General features: G+C 40.0%; 21 protein-coding genes. 13 read left to right on the forward strand and 8 right to left on the reverse strand.

The features are described from left to right. Nucleotides 1-86: 86 nt before the first annotated feature. A complete protein-coding gene (locus tag AC19MV_RS06780; RefSeq protein WP_498306562.1) occupies nucleotides 87-1,325 on the reverse strand; it encodes an HD-GYP domain-containing protein in 1,239 nt (412 codons plus the stop codon). 331 nt (nucleotides 1,326-1,656) lie between these two features. Here AC19MV_RS06780 and AC19MV_RS06785 point away from each other — a divergent pair, with 331 nt between their 5' ends. From AC19MV_RS06785 to AC19MV_RS06810, 6 genes are all read left to right on the forward strand, one after another. Beyond that, nucleotides 1,657-2,190 (forward strand): SixA phosphatase family protein, encoded by a 534-nt coding sequence (locus AC19MV_RS06785; RefSeq protein WP_498306564.1) that lies wholly within the window; start codon nucleotides 1,657-1,659, stop codon nucleotides 2,188-2,190. 173 nt (nucleotides 2,191-2,363) lie between these two features. Next, on the forward strand, nucleotides 2,364-2,627 hold the full coding sequence (locus AC19MV_RS06790) for a Rho-binding antiterminator (protein WP_498306566.1): 264 nt from the start codon (nucleotides 2,364-2,366) through the stop codon (nucleotides 2,625-2,627). Between the two features lie 105 nt (nucleotides 2,628-2,732). Further along, complete coding sequence (locus tag AC19MV_RS06795; RefSeq protein WP_432404845.1) at nucleotides 2,733-3,170, forward strand: acyl-CoA thioesterase; 438 nt, start codon at nucleotides 2,733-2,735, stop codon at nucleotides 3,168-3,170. Nucleotides 3,171-3,651: 481 nt separating this feature from the next. Then, nucleotides 3,652-4,314: a response regulator transcription factor gene (locus AC19MV_RS06800; protein ID WP_432404842.1), complete on the forward strand. Its 663-nt coding sequence runs from the start codon at nucleotides 3,652-3,654 to the stop codon at nucleotides 4,312-4,314. After that, nucleotides 4,314-4,931, forward strand: a complete 618-nt coding sequence (locus tag AC19MV_RS06805) for a DUF938 domain-containing protein (protein ID WP_498306568.1) — start codon at nucleotides 4,314-4,316, stop codon at nucleotides 4,929-4,931. Before AC19MV_RS06800 ends, AC19MV_RS06805 begins: the two co-directional genes overlap by 1 nt. Before the next feature lie 176 nt (nucleotides 4,932-5,107). After that, a complete protein-coding gene (locus AC19MV_RS06810; protein WP_498306570.1) occupies nucleotides 5,108-5,953 on the forward strand; it encodes a D-hexose-6-phosphate mutarotase in 846 nt (281 codons plus the stop codon). Nucleotides 5,954-6,088: 135 nt separating this feature from the next. Here AC19MV_RS06810 and AC19MV_RS06815 read toward each other — a convergent pair whose 3' ends face one another. From AC19MV_RS06815 to AC19MV_RS06835, 5 genes are all read right to left on the reverse strand, one after another. Next, nucleotides 6,089-7,999, reverse strand: coding sequence for a bifunctional metallophosphatase/5'-nucleotidase (locus AC19MV_RS06815; protein WP_498306571.1), 1,911 nt, complete (start codon nucleotides 7,997-7,999; stop codon nucleotides 6,089-6,091). Nucleotides 8,000-8,411: 412 nt separating this feature from the next. Further along, the gene (locus AC19MV_RS06820; protein ID WP_498306573.1) at nucleotides 8,412-9,077 is read right to left on the reverse strand and encodes an alpha/beta hydrolase; all 666 of its coding nucleotides are present in this window, start codon (nucleotides 9,075-9,077) and stop codon (nucleotides 8,412-8,414) included. A 184-nt stretch (nucleotides 9,078-9,261) separates the two neighbouring features. After that, on the reverse strand, nucleotides 9,262-9,489 hold the full coding sequence (locus AC19MV_RS06825) for a DUF3389 family protein (protein WP_160052941.1): 228 nt from the start codon (nucleotides 9,487-9,489) through the stop codon (nucleotides 9,262-9,264). Between the two features lie 106 nt (nucleotides 9,490-9,595). Beyond that, nucleotides 9,596-10,078 carry an FKBP-type peptidyl-prolyl cis-trans isomerase gene (locus AC19MV_RS06830; RefSeq protein WP_432404826.1) on the reverse strand — a complete coding sequence of 161 codons (483 nt, stop codon included), beginning with the start codon at nucleotides 10,076-10,078 and terminating at the stop codon, nucleotides 9,596-9,598. Between the two features lie 73 nt (nucleotides 10,079-10,151). After that, nucleotides 10,152-11,399, reverse strand: coding sequence for a lytic murein transglycosylase (locus AC19MV_RS06835; protein WP_498306575.1), 1,248 nt, complete (start codon nucleotides 11,397-11,399; stop codon nucleotides 10,152-10,154). 227 nt (nucleotides 11,400-11,626) lie between these two features. Between AC19MV_RS06835 and AC19MV_RS06840 the strand changes: the two genes are divergently transcribed. Together AC19MV_RS06840 and AC19MV_RS06845 are read left to right on the forward strand one after the other, a co-directional pair. Next, the gene (locus AC19MV_RS06840) at nucleotides 11,627-11,986 is read left to right on the forward strand and encodes a DUF2750 domain-containing protein (protein WP_498306577.1); all 360 of its coding nucleotides are present in this window, start codon (nucleotides 11,627-11,629) and stop codon (nucleotides 11,984-11,986) included. 89 nt (nucleotides 11,987-12,075) lie between these two features. Next, nucleotides 12,076-12,720: a hypothetical protein gene (locus AC19MV_RS06845; protein WP_498306579.1), complete on the forward strand. Its 645-nt coding sequence runs from the start codon at nucleotides 12,076-12,078 to the stop codon at nucleotides 12,718-12,720. Between the two features lie 72 nt (nucleotides 12,721-12,792). Here the strand turns inward: AC19MV_RS06845 and AC19MV_RS06850 are convergent, their stop codons facing one another. Continuing rightward, complete coding sequence (locus tag AC19MV_RS06850) at nucleotides 12,793-13,737, reverse strand: chemotaxis protein CheV (RefSeq protein WP_498306580.1); 945 nt, start codon at nucleotides 13,735-13,737, stop codon at nucleotides 12,793-12,795. A 183-nt stretch (nucleotides 13,738-13,920) separates the two neighbouring features. Between AC19MV_RS06850 and AC19MV_RS06855 the strand changes: the two genes are divergently transcribed. The 4 genes from AC19MV_RS06855 (at nucleotide 13,921) to AC19MV_RS06870 (ending at nucleotide 16,649) form a co-directional block, all read left to right on the forward strand. Beyond that, nucleotides 13,921-14,475, forward strand: coding sequence for a lipocalin family protein (locus AC19MV_RS06855; protein ID WP_498306582.1), 555 nt, complete (start codon nucleotides 13,921-13,923; stop codon nucleotides 14,473-14,475). Nucleotides 14,476-14,530: 55 nt separating this feature from the next. Then, on the forward strand, nucleotides 14,531-15,121 hold the full coding sequence (locus AC19MV_RS06860; protein ID WP_498306584.1) for an LON peptidase substrate-binding domain-containing protein: 591 nt from the start codon (nucleotides 14,531-14,533) through the stop codon (nucleotides 15,119-15,121). A 144-nt stretch (nucleotides 15,122-15,265) separates the two neighbouring features. After that, entirely contained in the window at nucleotides 15,266-15,928 is a 663-nt protein-coding gene (locus AC19MV_RS06865) for a sigma-70 family RNA polymerase sigma factor (protein WP_432404888.1), read from the forward strand. After that, complete coding sequence (locus tag AC19MV_RS06870) at nucleotides 15,921-16,649, forward strand: ChrR family anti-sigma-E factor (protein ID WP_498306585.1); 729 nt, start codon at nucleotides 15,921-15,923, stop codon at nucleotides 16,647-16,649. The genes AC19MV_RS06865 and AC19MV_RS06870 overlap by 8 nt, the downstream gene beginning before the upstream one ends. 920 nt (nucleotides 16,650-17,569) lie before the next feature. Here the strand turns inward: AC19MV_RS06870 and AC19MV_RS06875 are convergent. Then, nucleotides 17,570-18,526: a 1-aminocyclopropane-1-carboxylate deaminase/D-cysteine desulfhydrase gene (locus AC19MV_RS06875; protein WP_498306587.1), complete on the reverse strand. Its 957-nt coding sequence runs from the start codon at nucleotides 18,524-18,526 to the stop codon at nucleotides 17,570-17,572. A gap of 213 nt (nucleotides 18,527-18,739) precedes the next feature. Between AC19MV_RS06875 and AC19MV_RS06880 the strand changes: the two genes are divergently transcribed. Beyond that, nucleotides 18,740-19,150, forward strand: coding sequence for a YccF domain-containing protein (locus tag AC19MV_RS06880; protein WP_498297775.1), 411 nt, complete (start codon nucleotides 18,740-18,742; stop codon nucleotides 19,148-19,150). The last annotated feature ends 9 nt before the right edge of the window (nucleotides 19,151-19,159 follow it).

A 19,159-nucleotide genomic window follows, 5' to 3' on the forward strand; every position in this document is an offset into this window, starting at 1 on the left:
TTTTATGTGCAACGATAAAATGAGAGCGGGCATGTTGTTAACGACGTTGCCTACGGCACACTTAATCAACTGTAAAAGTTGATTATCTATGGCTCATAACTTGCTGAATGGTGTGCCAAAGAGGCCTGCGATAAATCAGCAAAGCGTTGTTCAATTGTCATAAAGCTGTCAACTAGTGCTGGGTCAAAGTGATTACCCCGACCTGCCGTTATTATCTCTTTGGCTTCTTCATGTGTAAATGGACGCTTATAGCAACGCGGAGAGGTTAACGCATCATACACATCAACCAATGCCACAATCCTTGCTGACAATGGGATTAATTCACCTTTAAGGCCTTTTGGATAACCGCTGCCATCCCACTTCTCATGATGACCACCAGCAATGTCTCGCCCCATCAACAGAAATTCACATTGAGGTGCATATTTCAGCAAGCTATCGATCACTTTAGCCCCCATAACAGGATGGGCTTTGATGTGTTCAAACTCCTCAGGGGTTAATCTACCGGGTTTAAGTAAAATATGGTCTGCAATTCCTACCTTGCCAATGTCGTGCAAAATCGATGACAAGCTGATTTCTTTGATAAAAGCTTCTGTTAACTCTGCTGGCACGTGTTCATCATCTAGTCTTTGTTTTGCGAGCATATTAGCGTATTGCTGCATTCTAATAAGATGAGCACCAGTATCATTGTCTCGATACTCCGCTAATTTTGCTAACCCAATCACGGTCGCTTGTCTTGATGCTAATGTCGATTGCAATGAATGGGTCAATTTACCCAGCAAAAAAGAAATAGATTGGGTCACTATGGCACAGGTAGCCAAAAAGTTAATCACGACAACATACCAAATTGTCGTTGAAAAGTGTTCAATCACAGGCCAATGCAACCAATCGTAATGAAATGCAATTCCTGTGAGTATTAACAAGACAGCATTAACAACCTGAGCGATTACCGCAGGCTTTGCGCCAAGCAGCACACTGGTTAACGGTGGAAAGGTAAACAACCAAAACAAACCCGCACCTGAAGGCCCAACCGCGAGCAAAAATCCTGCACCGACAAAAAAAGCCAACAAACAACCCCATATATATCGGGTGTTATCTGCTAACGAAGGCCAAAAGAGAATGAATAGCAACAAGCCATACCAGAGTGTATCAAAGGCCGCCATGTACCAAATCCCTTGGTCAATACATACGTAAACGCTTGTGATATACAAAGGGATACTCAGTACGGCTAGCACAGTAAATATGCGCATAAAAATGGTGTGGCGCCATAAAGGTAGTGCATCATCTGGTTCTAATTGAATAATTTGAGCCTCTAACGATTCAGGCATATCCTTTCCTTAATAGTTAACCAATCCTGTGAGCATGGTAATGAATGTCTTGCTAAAGCAAGTCTTGCTGCTTTAAAAGAAAATAAGGTACGAATTAACAATAGTCCATCTCATTCATATCACAGCTAAAATCATCTATAATTTCTAATACATAAAGCACTGAACGGCAATGTCCACATCATAAATCTATATGTTGGTGCAGCGATTAAGCGAAAAAAAGAAGACCTGCATAAACGAGAGTTTATTGCTAGGATAAACGCCGAACGTGTTGATAGATAAAATAAAGCGCTTTTTCGGTAACACAATGACCATCAAATTAATGGATTAATACATGACTAATGACATTCGATATGCACTCACCTTCTTTCTTATGCTATTCAGCAGTTCATTAATGGCACAGACATCAAATACCGACATGCCTATGCAAATGATAAATGCTAAAGCAAAAGTGTTTTATTTGGTAAGACATGCAGAAAAGCTTGAGGGAAAAGATCCGAGCTTATCTGCACAGGGGAAACTGCGGGCCATCCGTTTAGCTCAAGTATTATCAAGCACCCCGTTAGCCAAAGTGTATACCACAGACTATAAGCGCACGCGTGAAACCGCATTGGCGGTTGCTGAAGAGCAGCATCTGGCACCCAGTTTATATGATCCTACAGATCTTCAAAAAGCAGCAGAAGTATTGTTAAGTCAGCAAGGGCATATTTTGGTGATCGGCCACAGCAATACCACGACCGCACTGGCAGAGCTGCTTGGTGCAGAAAAACAGCCTGCCATAAATGATGCAAGCGAGTTCGACAGACTCTATATAGTCACTGTCGATGGTAATAACCATGAAGTATCGACGGTACTATTACGATATTAACGATGTAGCTAGTGATGCTGTTAGTGATGTAGCTAGCGAAGTGATTAGCTACCTGATTAATTGCACGACTATTTATTACGTCACTAGATGTGCGATTAACTCACCCACGTAAATGAATTGAGACTTTGCATCTGTGCATTGAATGATGAATGCTGAAAGGATAAAAAGAGTAAATGCCCCCAATTAATTGTGCTCATTATGATTTAATCGAAATCATGTGCTTACATCAGTATCAAGTGAAGTTAAGCTTGCATTCTGGTGTTGAAATTGTGGGCCACTTTACTCAAACGACAATCGTGCAACAAAGTGGCACAAAACACGAAGCGATTCGCGGCGTCACTCAACAACAGCAACCAATAGACATTATATTAACTGACATTAGACGTATTGATGTACTCAGCGCTAACCCTGTATTTGAACATTTACTGCTCGACTAGCACAGAGAAAACAAACCACATTGGGTAATATTCGACACCGCTTAAGCTCATACAGTACAATGCGCCGCGTTTAATCCTGTCTATTGTTTAATTTTAGGTCGTTGTATGTCCCTTGCTCAAAATCCAGATCAAACTGAAACTGATTTTCCTGAAGATATCGCTGCACGCATTATCCATTCTGAAGCGCGAGTATTTAAAGCCATTTTTCCCTCTAACACTAATCATCACAACACCTTGTTTGGTGGAGACGCATTAGCGTGGATGGATGAAACGGCCTTTATTGCCGCGACACGTTTTTGTCGTAAATCGTTAGTCACTGTAAGCTCTGACCGTATTGATTTTAAAAAATCCATTCCAGCGGGCAGCTTAGCGGAATTGATTGCTAAAGTGATCCATGTGGGTAACACCTCACTAAAAGTAGAGGTGAATATTTATGTAGAAGACATGTACAAAGATCATCGTGAACATGCTATTCGCGGTGTATTTACCTTTGTTGCAATTGATGAAAATCGACAACCTACACAAGTGTGGCCTCACGCTTAATGGCAGTCTTTGTCAGCGCAGCCATTGTGCTGCGCTGCTATCGAACAAACTGTGATGTAAACCTAAACTAAAGTCATACTTTGCTGCTTACACCAATCCGCATTAAATAAGTAATACCATTTCCATTAATTATGTGACCAATCAGAGTCACTCAGATTGTTCAGTTTGAGGCGCCGCGATACAATAATGGTCGTTCTCTTTCACATAGCGAGTACGCAGAGATAATCCTCTGGGACATTCCTTTCGGGCGAGTGTTTAAAGGGCTTACACTGCGTTGTATAGCTTCGAAAAAGGACCACTATTCATTCAGTCATGCCCCTTGTTTAAGCCCTTTTAAACTCTCGTTGAGTCATCACTTATTAACGCACAATGGTATTATTCACAAAAAAGCATCATTTTGATGCACAAAGCAATAGAACACTCGATTGGTTTTCTGTTACATTGAATTAATCTTCACGTGCAACATAGAATAAAAAACGCCATGAAGCTCGAAAATTTAAATATCGTCATTGCAGATGATCATCCGTTATTTCGCAATGCCTTACGACAGGCATTGAGCAGTGCATTCAACCAAACTCAATGGGTTGAAGCCGACAGTGCTGAAGCGCTGGAAAATGTGCTGAATAACAAACAATGTCAATTTGATCTCATACTGCTGGATTTACAAATGCCTGGATCTCATGGTTATTCGACCTTGATCCATCTTCGAACTCACTATCCAGATATTCCTGTGGTGGTAATTTCGGCCCACGAAGACATTAATACTATTAGCCGTGCGGTCCATTATGGAAGCAGTGGATTTATTCCTAAATCTGCCTCTATGGAGTCATTAACTGATGCGCTCACCGCGGTATTATACGGTGATATTTGGTTACCTAGCGGTACTCAATTGGTGCCAGTGTCTGACGATCCAACCGATAAAATGGCCAGCCGTCTATCGGATTTAACTCCACAGCAATATCGAGTATTGCAAATGTTTGCCGAGGGGCTGCTCAACAAGCAAATAGCCTATGATTTTGGTGTGTCGGAAGCGACCATTAAAGCTCATGCAACAGCGATATTTCGAAAACTTGGCGTGCGCAATCGTACACAAGCTGTCATAGCCTTACAGCAACTGGAAATGGAAAAAGTCGATCTATCGTAATGCAAAATACTATCCCACTCGCGCAATTGCCTTTTTCACAGGCATGCGAAAACAATAAACATGCAATATTAACTCATCTGGCACAGTGGTTAAGCCACACTTCACAGGTGCTAGAAATTGGCAGCGGTACTGGGCAGCATTGTGTATTTTTTGCAGAGCATTTAACGCAGCTTCGCTGGCAGCCTAGTGACCAGCCACATTACCTCGATAATTTACAGGCACGATTACAGCACTACCCGCTTAACAACCTAGCTGATGGCATCGAACTTGATGTCAGTCAGTCGTGGCCAAAATTAGTGGTCGCTATCGATGCGATTTATACAGCAAATACACTACACATCATGAGCTGTGAATTAGTAGAAGCCTTTTTTGTGGGTTGTGGTAAAACACTCGCGCCTAAAGGATGTGTTGCTATTTATGGGCCGTTTAATTATTCAGGTGAATTTACCAGCGACAGTAATGCACAGTTTGACCTTTGGCTAAAGCAGCAACATCCATTAAGCGGTATACGGGATATTGAATGGATAACCACTTTAGCTAAACAACAAGGGCTTATTCTTACAGAAGATGTCGCGATGCCTGCAAATAATAGGCTGTTGTATTTTACTCGCACATAATCCCTCTCCCGCCATTTATCCCAGACTCTTCATCACTAATTCAACACGCTACAGACAATAGGCTGCACACGATAAGAGTATTATCGTACGGGAAGAAATACGGTAAGCTAGCGGCTTATCGTCTGTTAAGACGACAACAATTATTTTAAACAGATTTTAACACAAGGACACACACTATGGGTTCTGTTACCACCCTAAAACACCCAAATGGTCTTGAGTATGTCAAGGTAGACACTGAGCTTTGTCAGGCACGAATTTTTATGCAAGGCGCCCAGATAGACCAATTTATTCCTGTGGGTAAACCCCCTCTATTGTGGGTTTCATCGGCTGATGATTATCAACCGGGTAATGGTATTCGTGGTGGCATCCCTGTGTGCTGGCCGTGGTTTGGTATGAATGAAAACCCTGATTTCCCTCAACACGGTTTTGCTCGTAATAAGCTGTGGAAACTTGAGTCAATCAAGATGCGTAACCAAATTGTTGATTTGGTGTTTAGCTTGCCAACAACAGAATTTGAACGTCAATATTGGCCACATAACACCGAAGTCAAAGTGCTATTTACCTTAGGCGAATCATTGTCAGTCAGTATTGTGAATACCAATAATGACGATACGAGTGTTAGCTTAACTCAAGCGTTGCACAGCTATTTCCCGATTGATGATATTCATCAACTAACCGCCAGTGGCTTTAGCCAATCAAAATACATTGAATTTGGACAAGGACCTATCCAACAACCTCAAGATACTGTCACCTTTGATCGGGAAACCGATCGCGTTTATACCGACTTAGCCAGTTGCCAAGAGTTGCATACGCAACAAGGGACTATTGTGGTAAGCCGTGAGAATAGCCAATCAGCGGTATTGTGGAATCCATGGATAGACAAATCAGTGAGATTGTCGCGTTTTAATAATGATGATTATCTTTCAATGGTGTGCTTAGAAGCGGCCAATGTATTAGAAGATAAAGTCGTACTCGCCCCCGGTGAGAGCCATACGCTAACAACTCATATTAGCTGGAAGTAACGTTGTTATTATTTTAATATCTAATAAATATTCAATGTAGATAATTAAACTATATTCTTAAAATAAAAAAAGCAGCCAGAGCTGCTTTTTTATTATAGAAAATTATTTAATCAACATCACTTATTATGATATTGATTATTGGTTATCTTCTGGTTTAATTACTGGAGAATCTAATTTAACTTCAAAACTAGTAGGCGCAATAAAAGTTAATCCTGTTGGAATTTCTTCTACTTTTTGGCCTGCCATAGTTAAGGCTTCTACGTATTCAATCATAGACTCATTATCAATAAATCCTGATTTTATTACCGGAGAAAGCTTCTTAGTATCGAAAATATCATACCCATCTTTGCCGCCAGCGATATAAGCATTAGTTGCAATCTTGTATGACATATCTGGAGCGATATCAGCACAGTTACCAGCAGCAACACCTTCAGGGCATACTTGCAAATCTTCAATCTGTTCACCAACAACAGCCTTACCATTGAAAGTAAATTTAACATTGGCAAATGTTGGGAACGAACCTGAAGAAGTCGTTAAAGAGTAATTAATTGTGTCTTCAAGTAGTTGAGTTACATCACTACCCATTAATTCAACAATAGCTAACTCATTACTGAAATATAGCAGTGAACCAATAATATAACCCGCTGTTAAATTGCCATCTTCATTTTTGATGTCGTCACGTACACCACCGGTGTTGGTAATTGCCATATCAACACCATAACCGTGTTGATTTAACTTCCAAACCATAGATGCTGCAACTTGAGCACCAGCTTCAGAGCCTGTGATTGGCAATGAAGCGCCATTACGCTTAACTCCTGGTTGACGGACATGATCTAGCATACCGGTATCAACAGGGTCATTAGCATCAAACACTTGTCCAATGATTTTACCTTGGAACTGCTCTATTAATGGTTTGTAGTCGATATCAATAATACTACGTAATAAAGCGTCTTCTTCGGTTATCGCAATATTATTTTGCTCGCCGACAAATGCAACAACTGCGGCCTGATCTGATTCAGTTAATAACTCATTATCTTCATTATATTTATGTTTAAAGTTATCACCAATTAACAGTGTGTTATTACCTGCACAATTAGCAATTTCACCGTCATCAAATGTAACATCAACTAAACCAACGGCTTCAGCAACCGCACCAGCTTGCACGATACAAGTTTTAGAAGTGCCATTAGGATTAGTTATCATCTCTGCATAACCAGCAATATTAGAACCGATACCTTTACCAAGGTTTGTAAAATCGCCAAGTAATGTATGAGAATGACCACCAACAATCACATCTACACCGTTAACGCTTTCAGCTATTCGAATGTCTCTATCTAAGCCGATATGACTAACCATTACGACTTTATCTACACCCATTTCTTTTAGTGCATCAACAGTAGCTTGAGCTGTCTCGACTTCACTATTAAAGGTTAACTCATCACCAGGTGAAGAAATAGATTTCATATCTTCCAAGACAAGACCGAAAATGCCGACTTTAACATCGCCAAATTCTTTAATAATGTACGGCTTGATATTAGTTAAGCCAGACATTTGTGAGTCAGCGCTTGAATCTAAGTTTGCAGCTAGAATCGGGAAGTTAACTTTATTTACAAATTCAATGAGAGGCCCATTACCTAAGTCAAACTCATGATTACCAATGGTCATGGCATCAATGTTCATTTCACGTAATAAAGTTGCATTACCTGCACCTTTTAATACATTAAAATACAACGATCCTTGGAATGCATCCCCACCGTGTAGAGCTAGAAAAGGAATATTGGCATCTGCAGCGACTTCTCTTGCGTCTTTTAAAGCAGTAGCAACACGAGGATAACCACCAGCAGAGGTATTTATACTCATATCTTCAGAATTAACTTTTGCGGTAAAATCTAACGATGTTGGATCAAAACTAGAGTGAGTATCGTTAATGTGTGCAATACGTAGATTAAATGAGCTTGTATCATTGTTGTCATTACTATCATTACAACCAGTTAACGCAACGATAATCGCTGTTGCTAATATCCCTTTAAACATTGTTTTGTTCATGTAAAACCCCATTATTTGTTATTTATGATGCGTCTTTATGAATCCACCAAGTAATTACTCTAAATGTATCCGTAAAATGACTATATTCCTTTGCCAATAATCACAGACATCTTGTGAGCAAAATTTGTACTAAATAAAACAGATCCAATTTAAAACATTGCAATCTTAACAAAGATTGACGGTTTTTGATTTCATTTTTATGACAAAATGTGATTTTTAATACACTAATAACAATAACTTAAATAGACAACAATTCTCTCTTGAAAACAGTCAGCTTGTTAACAAACATGTTAAAAACAAGTAAAAAAAATGGCTCTAACAGATAAACTGCTAAGCCACTAAAATTACTTACCTTTTTGAAAGCTCACCACCAACACCATTGTCCTGAATAAAAAACAATAGTGTGAAGCTTTTATTTCAACACGTGTTGTATCCATTGACCGATATCAGCAAGTTGGCTAGGTAAAACACTGTGAGCCATAGGATAAGTGCGCCAATTTGTCTGATAATTAGCGGCTATTAACGCATCATTTGCCATTTTCCCTGCAAACAATGGCACAACATCATCTTGTTCACCGTGATGTTGCAAAATAGGTGTTGTCCGGTTTTCATCTGCAAGTTGTTCAGGTAAATGTTCGCCACCAGGTAAATAACAAGAGAGTGCCATAATACCCGCCAGTTTTTGAGTAAAACGTAAGCCCGTGAATAAACTCATTACTCCGCCTTGGCTAAATCCTGCCAAGATAATCTTACCCGCACTGATGCCATTCTCTATTTGCTCATTAATCAATTGTTGCACGGCTTGCTCAGAGCTCAATACCCCTTGAATATCTGCTCTGTCATGTAAATCCATGCTTTTGATGTCGTACCAAGAACGCATCACATAGCCACCATTAATCGTCACAGCTTGCTCGGGTGCGTGAGGAAAAATAAAACGAATACTGTGATTTGCAGGTAAGCCTAACACCGGAACTACAGGCGCAAAACCTGCGCCAGAATCACCTAAGCCATGAAGCCAAATAACACATGCTGTAGCCGTTGTTTGTGGTTCGATTACAATTTTTTCTAATGAAGACATCAAATTGACCTTATTTATATCAAAAACTTGATTCAAAGAACTAACCGCTCGCGAGAGCCTGTTGATTTTGACTCTACGCCTCAAAAACCAACAGTCACTATACTTAAACAGATTAATTCAAGATGTGCATTAAGCATATCATTCCAATCCATTTGCAAACAGATTTGAGGTTATTAGCTTAAGCTTACTGAGCTTGAATACCGGTGCAATTGAGCACTTGCTCTAATTGTGTCGCATTGTCGAGCTTAATGCTCCAACGCACAGTGCCACCATCAGCGGCAATAACCAGACCTTGATGAAAACAACTGATGTCGTCAACAGAAGCGGTTAATACAATATGATTGTCATGAAAACGACACTGGATTTCATTGATGGTAACAATGAGCTTGCCGATTGAAAAATCAATAACCATGACCTTCCCTTTTAATAGCGTTAAAAATACTTAAGTCATCATACTGTTACCCAAATAAAAATCCCAAGTGATTCACTTGGGATTTCAGAGTAAATAACAATATTACTTAATGGTGATGACCACCAGCGCCATGGGCATGACCATGTGCGATTTCTTCGTCTGAAGCATCACGAGCACCAACAATTTCAATGTCGAATGTTAATTCACGACCCGCTAAAGGGTGGTTAACATCCACAGTCGCCATAAACTTACCGACTTTGATGATGGTAACCTGACGTTGACCTTGTTCAGTGTTGACCACTGCTGCCATGCCGGGTTTCCATACTTTAGCGCCCACTAAATGTTTTACAGATACACGCTGCTCAGCATCTTGTTGGCGTTCACCATAAGTGTCTGCTGCTGCTGGTGTAATGGTAAACTTCTCACCAATTTCTTTACCGTTTATGGCATCTTCGATACCAGGCATCATGTTGTCATGGCCATGTAAGTAGGCAATCGGCTCGCGGCCTTCATTTGACTCAATCACTTCGCCTTTCTCGTCACGCAGTGAGTAATTAAACTGCACAACCATATCGTCTTTAATGCTCATTTTTATTCCTTAACGCTAAAATTTTGCCGAAGCTTATCAAAAGGCCGCCAAAGCAGCCACAAAAAAGTCAATGTTATAGCGTAATACCAAGACGTTTAAAGGTATCGACATCTGGAAATCCGTCAGCAATCAAGCCATGTTGCTTTTGATATCCTTGCAAACCTAATGCAGAGTTACGTCCAAAAATACCATCCGGTTTACCCACATCAAATCCGGCATCATTCAACTTTTGCTGGAGTTGTTTTACGATTTCGCGGCTCAATCTTGGCTGTTTGGGAACGGCACGAGTTAATTCTGGTGAACCATTAATACGATCAGCCAAATGCCCCACTGAAATGGCATAAAATTCAGATCGATTCCAACGCATAATCACATTAAAGTTGTCATAACCTAAAAACGCTGGCCCAGTGTGTCCTGCAGGTAAATACAATGCAGCTTGCATATCTGCAGTGGCTATTGGCTGGCCATTGGTCTGCTTTATGTTTAAGGCACTCCATTGTGTTAACGGTAATACTGATTTACTGCCTAAATACTCAAAGGCATAATCTTGAGGAATAAGAACTTCACGGCCCCAACGTTGATCCGCTTTCCACCCTAAGTGTTGTAAAAAATTAGCTGCCGATGTGAGCGCATCAGCTTCACTGTTCCATAGGTCTGCAACACCATCACCGTCGCCATCAACAGCATACTTACGGTAATTAGTCGGCATAAATTGAGTATGCCCCATGGCTCCGGCCCACGAACCAACCATTTTATTATCAGCGAAGTTATATTGCTGTTTTAACTTTAATGCTTGTATTAACTCGCCAGTAAAATAATCACTGCGACGAGGATCGCAACCTAATGTCGCGAGCGAGTCAAGAACCGGCATACTGCCTTTATAACTGCCAAAGTTTGTTTCTAAGCCCCAAAAAGCGACTATGTACTGCCCAGGGACACCATATTCTTTGGTTAAGTTAGCCAATAATACTTGATGCTTTGCCATCATTTTTCGACCTTGATCAACGCGCCAAGTTGTGACCCGTTTCTCAAAGTAATCGCCAAACGAGGTCGTAAACTCGGGTTGTTGATTATCGAGTTCTATCACTCGAGGCACATACTTTAAATGAGCAACAGTCGTGTCGATGATATGTTGTGATATCCCAGCCGCCTTGGCCTTTTGCTGCAAATTAATTACACAAGTGGCAAAATCAGCTTGTACAGGCTCAGGCGGAACAATCACAACAGGTTCTGGGGAGGCGGATACCGCGCAAGCACTTAATAAGGTGCTTGAAACAAACATGGAAGCAACAAACACTGAAAAACGGCTTTTATGGGTCATGAAAACACTTACTTATCACAAATGAATGACGAATATCGTGACGCATCGCTTCCCAGGAAACAAGACCTGTTAGCATTAATCCCTGTTTATTTATTCAAAACCGACCATTTTAATCACCCAATTGGTATAAAGAATCAGCATTAACAACATTGTCATTAATTAAGCCTTTTCCTTATTTTGTGAGTACGTATAATGAGGTTAATTCTCACTCATTGAAGCGACTTATCATGACCGAACAAACTCCCGCACTAATCGGCTTTATCGAAAACGTAAAACAACACCAAGTCTTATGGGGCTTACAAGATGAAACAGGTGAAGGCTGGGTAGTATGTGACTCATCTGAATTTGAAGAAACCGACGTGATGCCTTTATGGTCAAGCGAAGCTGCCGCGACCAGTCATTGCACTGAAGAATGGGCAGATTATAAAGCGGTTACCATTACCCTAAATGAGTTTTTAGAGTACTGGGTTGGCGATTTAAATGACGATGGTGTACTTATCGGTATTGATTGGGAAGCCGATCAAGAATGCGAAGAAATTGATCCAATCATTTTGGCAAAAGAATTAGTCGACTTCGAAAAAGAATAACTTTTTTGAATCGACATCACTTAAGCTGCTCTTTATGAGCGGCTTTTTTATTTTAAGCTCTCCACTCACTACTTAAAGCGTGCAAGCCTATGCCAACATTAATTGATATTCCTTTTGAACAGCGCCACACATGTTGGTTTTGCGCAGAACCGAGTGATCAAATTTTTGATTATTATCGAATGACCCACACACCGCACCCCTCTCTTGCGGTACCGGCTTGTAAAGAGTGCTTAGGCTTAGCGAAGAAGAACCCATTGACCTCGATTTGGGATTGCCGCGATGCCGTTAAAGATCAGCTAATGCACCTTTACCGCAAAGATTTAGCCATTGGCATTAATTGGACAGAGCAAGAATTACAAGAGTCTGAATTTGAGTGCAAAATCTTTGGTGGCTTTAAAAAAAGTGCATGGATGATGTACCAAATAGCGCAAGGACGTATTAACGCTAAAGGTTGGCCATTAAGTGTAGAAGGAGTACTACTCGATGGTGAAAGTGGTCATTATCAACGTGGATTTGAGTTTGACGACGTCGCCTTCACATCATTACCAAAAGCAATTGAGCATTACAGTAATACATTATCACTTGACCCAAACTTTCTGAAACAATTGGTGACGTTACTTGGTAAAGCTAAATTTGGCCATGCGATTAAAGTCGCTAGGCTCAATATTGGTATCACTCGCGAACATCAACGTAGAATTATTGATGAGCTAATCGAAGACAATGACCAGACATAACGTGGCACGAGTGCGACGCGCAAACGGCAGATAAGTTTCTGCCGTAATCCGTTGGGAATCATAGTTAGTGATCTATACCGACAAAATAGCACGCAGCCGGTCTTGCACCACCCCCACTAACAAATCTGGCTGAAACTTAGAGATAAACTCGTTACAGCCCACCTTTTCAACCATGGCTTTATTAAAACTGCCACTGAGTGACGTATTTAACGTAATAAATAACGATGCCAAACGCGGATCAGCACGCACTTCCGCAGTGAGCTTATAACCATCCATTTCGGGCATTTCGGCATCGGTAATCATCATCAATAATTCATCTGCCACATGCTTGCCATTATCAGCCCAGCGTTGCAGAAGCTGTAATGCCTGTAAGCCATCTGATGCCTCAACAATCTCGATGCCTAATGGTGTTAACGTATCACGAACTTGCTTACGCGCCGTAGACGAGTCATCGACAATTAGCACTTTACGACCGTGCATTTTCCCCGCTAATGCTTCATCTAACACCCCGTCAGATAAGCTAACATCGTAATCAATAATCTCTGCAAGTACCTTCTCAACATCAATAATGGACACTAATTGAGTGAGCCCATCTTGCTCAATTTTCGTAATTGCAGTGAGGTAATTATGTCCACCCGATGTTTTTGGTGGCGGCATAATGTCGCTCCAAGTCATATTGATAATATGCTCAACTTTACCGACCAAAAAAGCCTGCACGCTGCGATTGTACTCTGTAATAATCAAATTACTGTCTTCAGTAATCGGCCTTGGCGAATAACCGATCGCTTCACGCAAATTAATCACTGGAATTGATGTGCCTCTAATATTCGCGACGCCATAAATATTGGCATTGCTGCCGGGAAAAGTATTAATAGTGGGTAACTTAACCACTTCTTTTACTTTAAACACATTAATTGCGAATAATTGCGTAGAGCTAATGCGAAATAACAACAGTTCTAAACGGTTTTCACCGACTAACTTGGTGCGTTGATCTACCGTATCGAGCACTTTTCTCATAAAGCCATCCACCTACTGAAAATAACAATCGAGTTAATTATACTAAAAAACGCAGACAAAAGGACGTAGTAAGCATGATGGAACCGACAAAAAAGGATTAAACCGGTTAATTGAAGATCAATCTAATGTTCTAAGTCGTATAGTAAATAATAATCGATATAGTTTTATAAAACGGAGTCGACAATGAAAAAACGATTAAATCAGATGATAAAAATGCCTTTACTTGCACTGTCAGTGTTTGGGCTATCGGCCTGCACAATAATTGATAAACCTGTCGATGTGGTCAAGCCGTTTGAGCTAAATCAATATTTAGGCACCTGGTATGAAATCGCCCGTTTAGATCATTCATTTGAACGCAATATGTCAAATGTCACTGCGCAATACAGTGTTGACGGCGACAAAGTGGTGGTCATCAATAAAGGATTCAAACAAGATAAACAACAATGGGATCAAGCTGAAGGTAAAGCTTATTTTATTAACGGCAGCAATCAAGGTTTACTCAAGGTCTCCTTCTTTGGCCCATTTTACGGCGCATACCAAATACACGATATTGTACAAAATGACCAAGGGCAATATACAGATTCATTGGTGATCGGTCCTAATAATGACTATGCATGGATTTTATCGCGCACCGCCACCATTGACCCGGTTATTAAGCAGCGCTTTATCACTAAGCTTAACGCATTGGCGATAAGTGAAGATAAACTCATTTGGGTTAATCAAGGTGATCAACAATAACTCAGCAAGCGTATAGTTAAGCAGATGCACCGTAATACACAATCCAGAGGTTGTAATGATTATCCCAATTTTTCCTTTACCGATTTGCCTACTCCCACAAGGGTATACGCAACTGCGGATTTTTGAAGCCAGATACAAACGATTGGTGTCTGAGTCGCTAAAAAGTGGCCAGGGTTTTGGGCTGTGCATGTTATCTGACGACAAAAAAACCATCATGCCAATAGGCACTCTGACACACATTATCGATTTTGAAACGTTAGAAGATGGCTTATTAGGCATAAGTGTTCAAGGTAAGCAAACCTTCACCATAAATAACATTACAGAAGAAAGTGATGGCTTAAAACGTGCTGAGGTAACGCTCATTGATGGGTGGCCAAGCAATATCATTGAAGCGCACCCTGCTCAGCCACACATTAAACTCAATGAACGTAAAAAAGATCAGTATCTCAGCAAAACATTAAAACAGCTGCTGCAACAATACCCACAACATTTAGCCCATTACAGTGAAAACGACTTTAACGACATTTCATGGGTATGCCAACGATGGTTAGAGATTATTCCATTGAGTGCCAAGGAAAAATACCAGTGCATTAATAGTCACGACCACCTATTGGCTAAATCTTTTTTATTCGACGTTATAAAATAATCACATTTTATGATCCGTTAATCTACACCAGCCGTATAACTCAATAATGACTTGATCAACTACCCTGTGCAGCAGTTTTAGTAGCTGCATAAATGGCATATACACATATGCTCAATAGTGATTTATTGGATGCGAGTGAAAAAAATGGAAAATGTTCAATCACAAAGCGCACAAACTCGTTATGATAAGGGAAATCTTGCACAAAGATCCTCTAATCAACGAAATGGTGCTATGAAATCAGACGAACCTAATCCGCTAGCAGACGAGCTTGCTCAACTTATGATGCAGGTTGCAAACAACCGCTGCAAAACATCATTTGCCAAACTTTTTTCGCATTTCGCGCCCAAAATAAACTCTTTTGGGGTCCAGCGTTTAAGCCAGCAAGGTTTAGCAATGGATTTGGTACAAGAAACCATGTCTCGCGTGTGGACCAAAGCGCATTTGTACAATGCAGACAAAGCTGCGGTTAGCACTTGGGTATTCACCGTTATGCGTAATCAGTGTTTTGACATGCTTCGTAAAGTACAACACAACCGTGAAGATGCATTTGGTGATGACATTTGGCCATTATTTGAATCAGATGATGCAGAAAATAATGATGATGACTTTTTATTATCAGCAAGCTTACTGCAACATGTTGAAGAATTACCGCCATTACAACGCCAGGTGGTTCAAGGTATTTACATGCAAGAGCTGACACAACAAGAGTTGGCAGACAAACTGAACATTCCTATCGGAACAGTTAAATCCCGACTTAGACTCGGCTTAGAAAAGTTAAAAAGCTTTATGGAGAAACATTATGATTAATTACCACCCAGATCAGCATTTGCTGTCTCTCCACGCTAAAGGTGAGTTGCCTCTGTCAATGTCAATTGCCATCGCAGCACATGCAGAATTTTGTCCGCATTGCCAACAACAGCTAGATCAAATGACAATTGCGTTGTCTGAGCAGCAGTTTGAGCAAGGTGATGTCAAAAATACAACCGCAGCGGAACAACACGTTGAGTTCGACGATTTACTCAGCCAATTTTTGTCATCAACACTCGATGCATTAGACACCGATGATAGTGTTGATAGTGTTGATAGTGTTGATAGTGTTGATAGTAAGGCTACATCACAGCCTGAGACAATCGACAACAGTGTCACCATTAAAGGTCAGCATTATCCTTTACCGCGTGTGTTTAAAAAGCAAATTAATGCTTCATGGCAAGGCATAGGTAAAGTGAGCCGCTTACGTTTAGACACGGGTGAACCACAAGCAAGAGCAAGCTTGTTGCACATAGCGGCAAACGGTGAAATACCGGATCACACCCATAAAGGTTCTGAGTTAACGTTATTGTTAGCAGGTGAGTTTAGTGATTGCTACAACACTTACAAACCGGGTGACTTTATGTTGCTTGACCAAGACCACGAGCATTCACCTAAAACAACTGAAGGTTGTTTATGTTACACAATCGTAGATGCGCCACTGTACTTTACAAAAGGCATCAGTAAGTTACTCAATCCTATTGGTGAGTTACTTTATTAATTAGGTTTTGCTGTAAATCGCGATAATAATATTATCGCGATTTAAATCATCAACTTAAAATAAAAACCGATTGGAAATATAATATTTATAGCGGTAATCAAGCAAAAAATGCATGTTATTTGTTTTTTTTATGAAAAACGTTGTTGCTATAAATGAAAAGTGAGTATAGAATCCATACAGATTTAAAAATCTTGTTAATTTTGGTACCTACCTGTAAGTCTGCTCAACTTCCTTCGTAAACCCAAGACAAGCTTCTGCTCATTTTTATTGACCATGACATGGCCAATGTTTGTATGAACATTATCAACAAACGTTATCCGTCATAACACTGTCATATAATTATGTTCAACTTACTCCGTTAAGTGAAAAGTATAAACAATAGTGATTAGGTTTTATTATCTTAATCAACTATTTATAAAACAACACTTGATTAGTGAGTTCAGAATAGGTTAAGTTAAATCTCGACAAGTTAATCTTTCGCACCACTAAAAAATGCCAAGGATATTATATTGAACAATTTTTTCACCCAAGGGTGATAAGCACAAATAAGGAATGTGACATATGTCATACAACATAAATGGACATGAAATTTCAGTTAGCTTTCCAGTTAATTCAATTTCGTCAAACAAAAATTCAATTGCTTTTACCGACAGCCTAGGTAAAAACAAAAAAACCTTTTCAAAGCGTATTGAAGCAATAAACTTCATGAAATGGTTAATATCTGCAAGTAAGTAATACCCCTAACGCCTCGCGTTAATCATTTGCTCTGTTATTTAATAAACTCATTTCTCGGTATTCTCCTCTCACTTACCGATGTTTATTAAAACAGAGCAAAATGAATTAACCTTTACAACACTCCATTGATATCTCAATAAGTTTTTTCATTAGAAAACTCATTACATTTTTGCGTTTAGTTATCGTTATTTTGCAAATTTACGTTGATATCTTGGTAGCATCGTTTGATTCCCCAATACCCCACCTTGATGTAAATACACAATATCGCCTTGCCACTGCGGGTGCTTAGCTAAGTAATCTTTTAGCACTAAAAATCCAACAGGATCATAGAGTAACTCAAACTCAATGCCAGACTCACACACCGTTTGCCACATATCAAAACAGCGCCGAGTGAGTTTACCAAAATGATATTTATGGCCATCATTGACTACTGTCGGAAAATACACCTTGTCGACTAATTGTGAAAATTGCTCTGTTAAGTAGCCATCGCCGCCTACAGTACTGCAGGTTATCACCTCAATATTGAGTTGGGTTGCATCAATACAGGCTAATTGCTGTATGAGTTGCTTATTTAAATACGCGGCAGTTGTTCCTGTACCAGAGGGTAAAAATACTTTTAATTCACTGATGTTATTTAATAGAGCCCAATCGATGATCTCGTTGGCTAATATCGCCAAACCTGCTTCAGCATATTCGCAGCGTCCACCTTCAGGAATGTGTAACAGTGAACAAAACTGCGAGTTGTTGGACTCTAGTATTTGTTTTACGACGTCATCTAAATGCATCTGTTGATATTGATCAGCCTGTTTCAGTTTGCTGACATCAATAATATTGGCACCATTCGCGATTGCCGCAGCATAATTACCTTTTGGGTGATGAATAATAAAGTCGTTTACGTGACTCACGTAATAATCAAATTGCCAACCTCGTTGCTTAGCTAATACAGACATTGAATATAACGAGTTTGCTTGAGCAGAGCCAGATCCAACCAGATGAGTAACATGAGAATAATCTTGCGATAAAAAATGATAAAACTTGCGCGCCTTATTACCGCTAAAATCGGGATGCAATAAGTCATCACGTTTCACAAAAATACGTCTTTGTTCAAATAACATCTGCTGTACAGGGCTTGTCGTAAACATGATCAATCTCAAAATCATTAAGATGAGTATTTTAACCAAAAAATGATAAAACTCACCGTTTGATTTGTTTTTTTCACTATAGCCAATCTAAAACAACGCTAAAGAATCATAAAAACCCATTAAAAGCATACACTTAAAACTTTGGCATGAAAATCGCTTAGTAAAGAGCAATTAGTACAGGTTATGTACATTAGCTTCTAATAAGGAATAACAATGTCTCTTTTACGTTTGCTGTTTAATATTGCTTGGTTTGTTTTAGGCGGTTTTGTGATGGGCTTGGCCTGGTGGCTTGCTGGGCTGTTGTGCTTTATCAGTATTATTGGTATTCCATTTGGCCGTGCGTGTTTCGTGATTGGCGAAATGGCATTTTGGCCATTCGGCCAAGAAAGTGTGAATCGTAAACACTTAACGGGTAATGAAGATCTCGGCACAGGTAGCTTTGGCTTAATCGGTAATGTCATTTGGTTCTTGTTCTTTGGTATATGGTTAGCGATTGGTCATTTAGCCCATGCCCTGGCCTGCTTTGTGACCATTATTGGCATTCCATTTGCGATACAACACATTAAGTTAGCACTGTTAAGCCTAACGCCAATTGGCCAAACAGTTGTAACAAAACCAGTATAAACTGACGTT

It is taken from the genome of Shewanella sp. MF05913 (assembly GCF_059758095.1).

Coding starts and splice junctions, on each gene's coding strand:
- AC19MV_RS06780 (WP_498306562.1), bottom strand. CDS start 1,325: ATGCCTGAATCGTTAGAGGCTCAAATTATTCAATTAGAACCAGATGAT.
- AC19MV_RS06785 (WP_498306564.1), top strand. CDS start 1,657: ATGACTAATGACATTCGATATGCACTCACCTTCTTTCTTATGCTATTC.
- AC19MV_RS06790 (WP_498306566.1), top strand. CDS start 2,364: ATGCCCCCAATTAATTGTGCTCATTATGATTTAATCGAAATCATGTGC.
- AC19MV_RS06795 (WP_432404845.1), top strand. CDS start 2,733: ATGTCCCTTGCTCAAAATCCAGATCAAACTGAAACTGATTTTCCTGAA.
- AC19MV_RS06800 (WP_432404842.1), top strand. CDS start 3,652: ATGAAGCTCGAAAATTTAAATATCGTCATTGCAGATGATCATCCGTTA.
- AC19MV_RS06805 (WP_498306568.1), top strand. CDS start 4,314: ATGCAAAATACTATCCCACTCGCGCAATTGCCTTTTTCACAGGCATGC.
- AC19MV_RS06810 (WP_498306570.1), top strand. CDS start 5,108: ATGGGTTCTGTTACCACCCTAAAACACCCAAATGGTCTTGAGTATGTC.
- AC19MV_RS06815 (WP_498306571.1), bottom strand. CDS start 7,999: ATGAACAAAACAATGTTTAAAGGGATATTAGCAACAGCGATTATCGTT.
- AC19MV_RS06820 (WP_498306573.1), bottom strand. CDS start 9,077: ATGTCTTCATTAGAAAAAATTGTAATCGAACCACAAACAACGGCTACA.
- AC19MV_RS06825 (WP_160052941.1), bottom strand. CDS start 9,489: ATGGTTATTGATTTTTCAATCGGCAAGCTCATTGTTACCATCAATGAA.
- AC19MV_RS06830 (WP_432404826.1), bottom strand. CDS start 10,078: ATGAGCATTAAAGACGATATGGTTGTGCAGTTTAATTACTCACTGCGT.
- AC19MV_RS06835 (WP_498306575.1), bottom strand. CDS start 11,399: ATGACCCATAAAAGCCGTTTTTCAGTGTTTGTTGCTTCCATGTTTGTT.
- AC19MV_RS06840 (WP_498306577.1), top strand. CDS start 11,627: ATGACCGAACAAACTCCCGCACTAATCGGCTTTATCGAAAACGTAAAA.
- AC19MV_RS06845 (WP_498306579.1), top strand. CDS start 12,076: ATGCCAACATTAATTGATATTCCTTTTGAACAGCGCCACACATGTTGG.
- AC19MV_RS06850 (WP_498306580.1), bottom strand. CDS start 13,737: ATGAGAAAAGTGCTCGATACGGTAGATCAACGCACCAAGTTAGTCGGT.
- AC19MV_RS06855 (WP_498306582.1), top strand. CDS start 13,921: ATGAAAAAACGATTAAATCAGATGATAAAAATGCCTTTACTTGCACTG.
- AC19MV_RS06860 (WP_498306584.1), top strand. CDS start 14,531: ATGATTATCCCAATTTTTCCTTTACCGATTTGCCTACTCCCACAAGGG.
- AC19MV_RS06865 (WP_432404888.1), top strand. CDS start 15,266: ATGGAAAATGTTCAATCACAAAGCGCACAAACTCGTTATGATAAGGGA.
- AC19MV_RS06870 (WP_498306585.1), top strand. CDS start 15,921: ATGATTAATTACCACCCAGATCAGCATTTGCTGTCTCTCCACGCTAAA.
- AC19MV_RS06875 (WP_498306587.1), bottom strand. CDS start 18,526: ATGTTTACGACAAGCCCTGTACAGCAGATGTTATTTGAACAAAGACGT.
- AC19MV_RS06880 (WP_498297775.1), top strand. CDS start 18,740: ATGTCTCTTTTACGTTTGCTGTTTAATATTGCTTGGTTTGTTTTAGGC.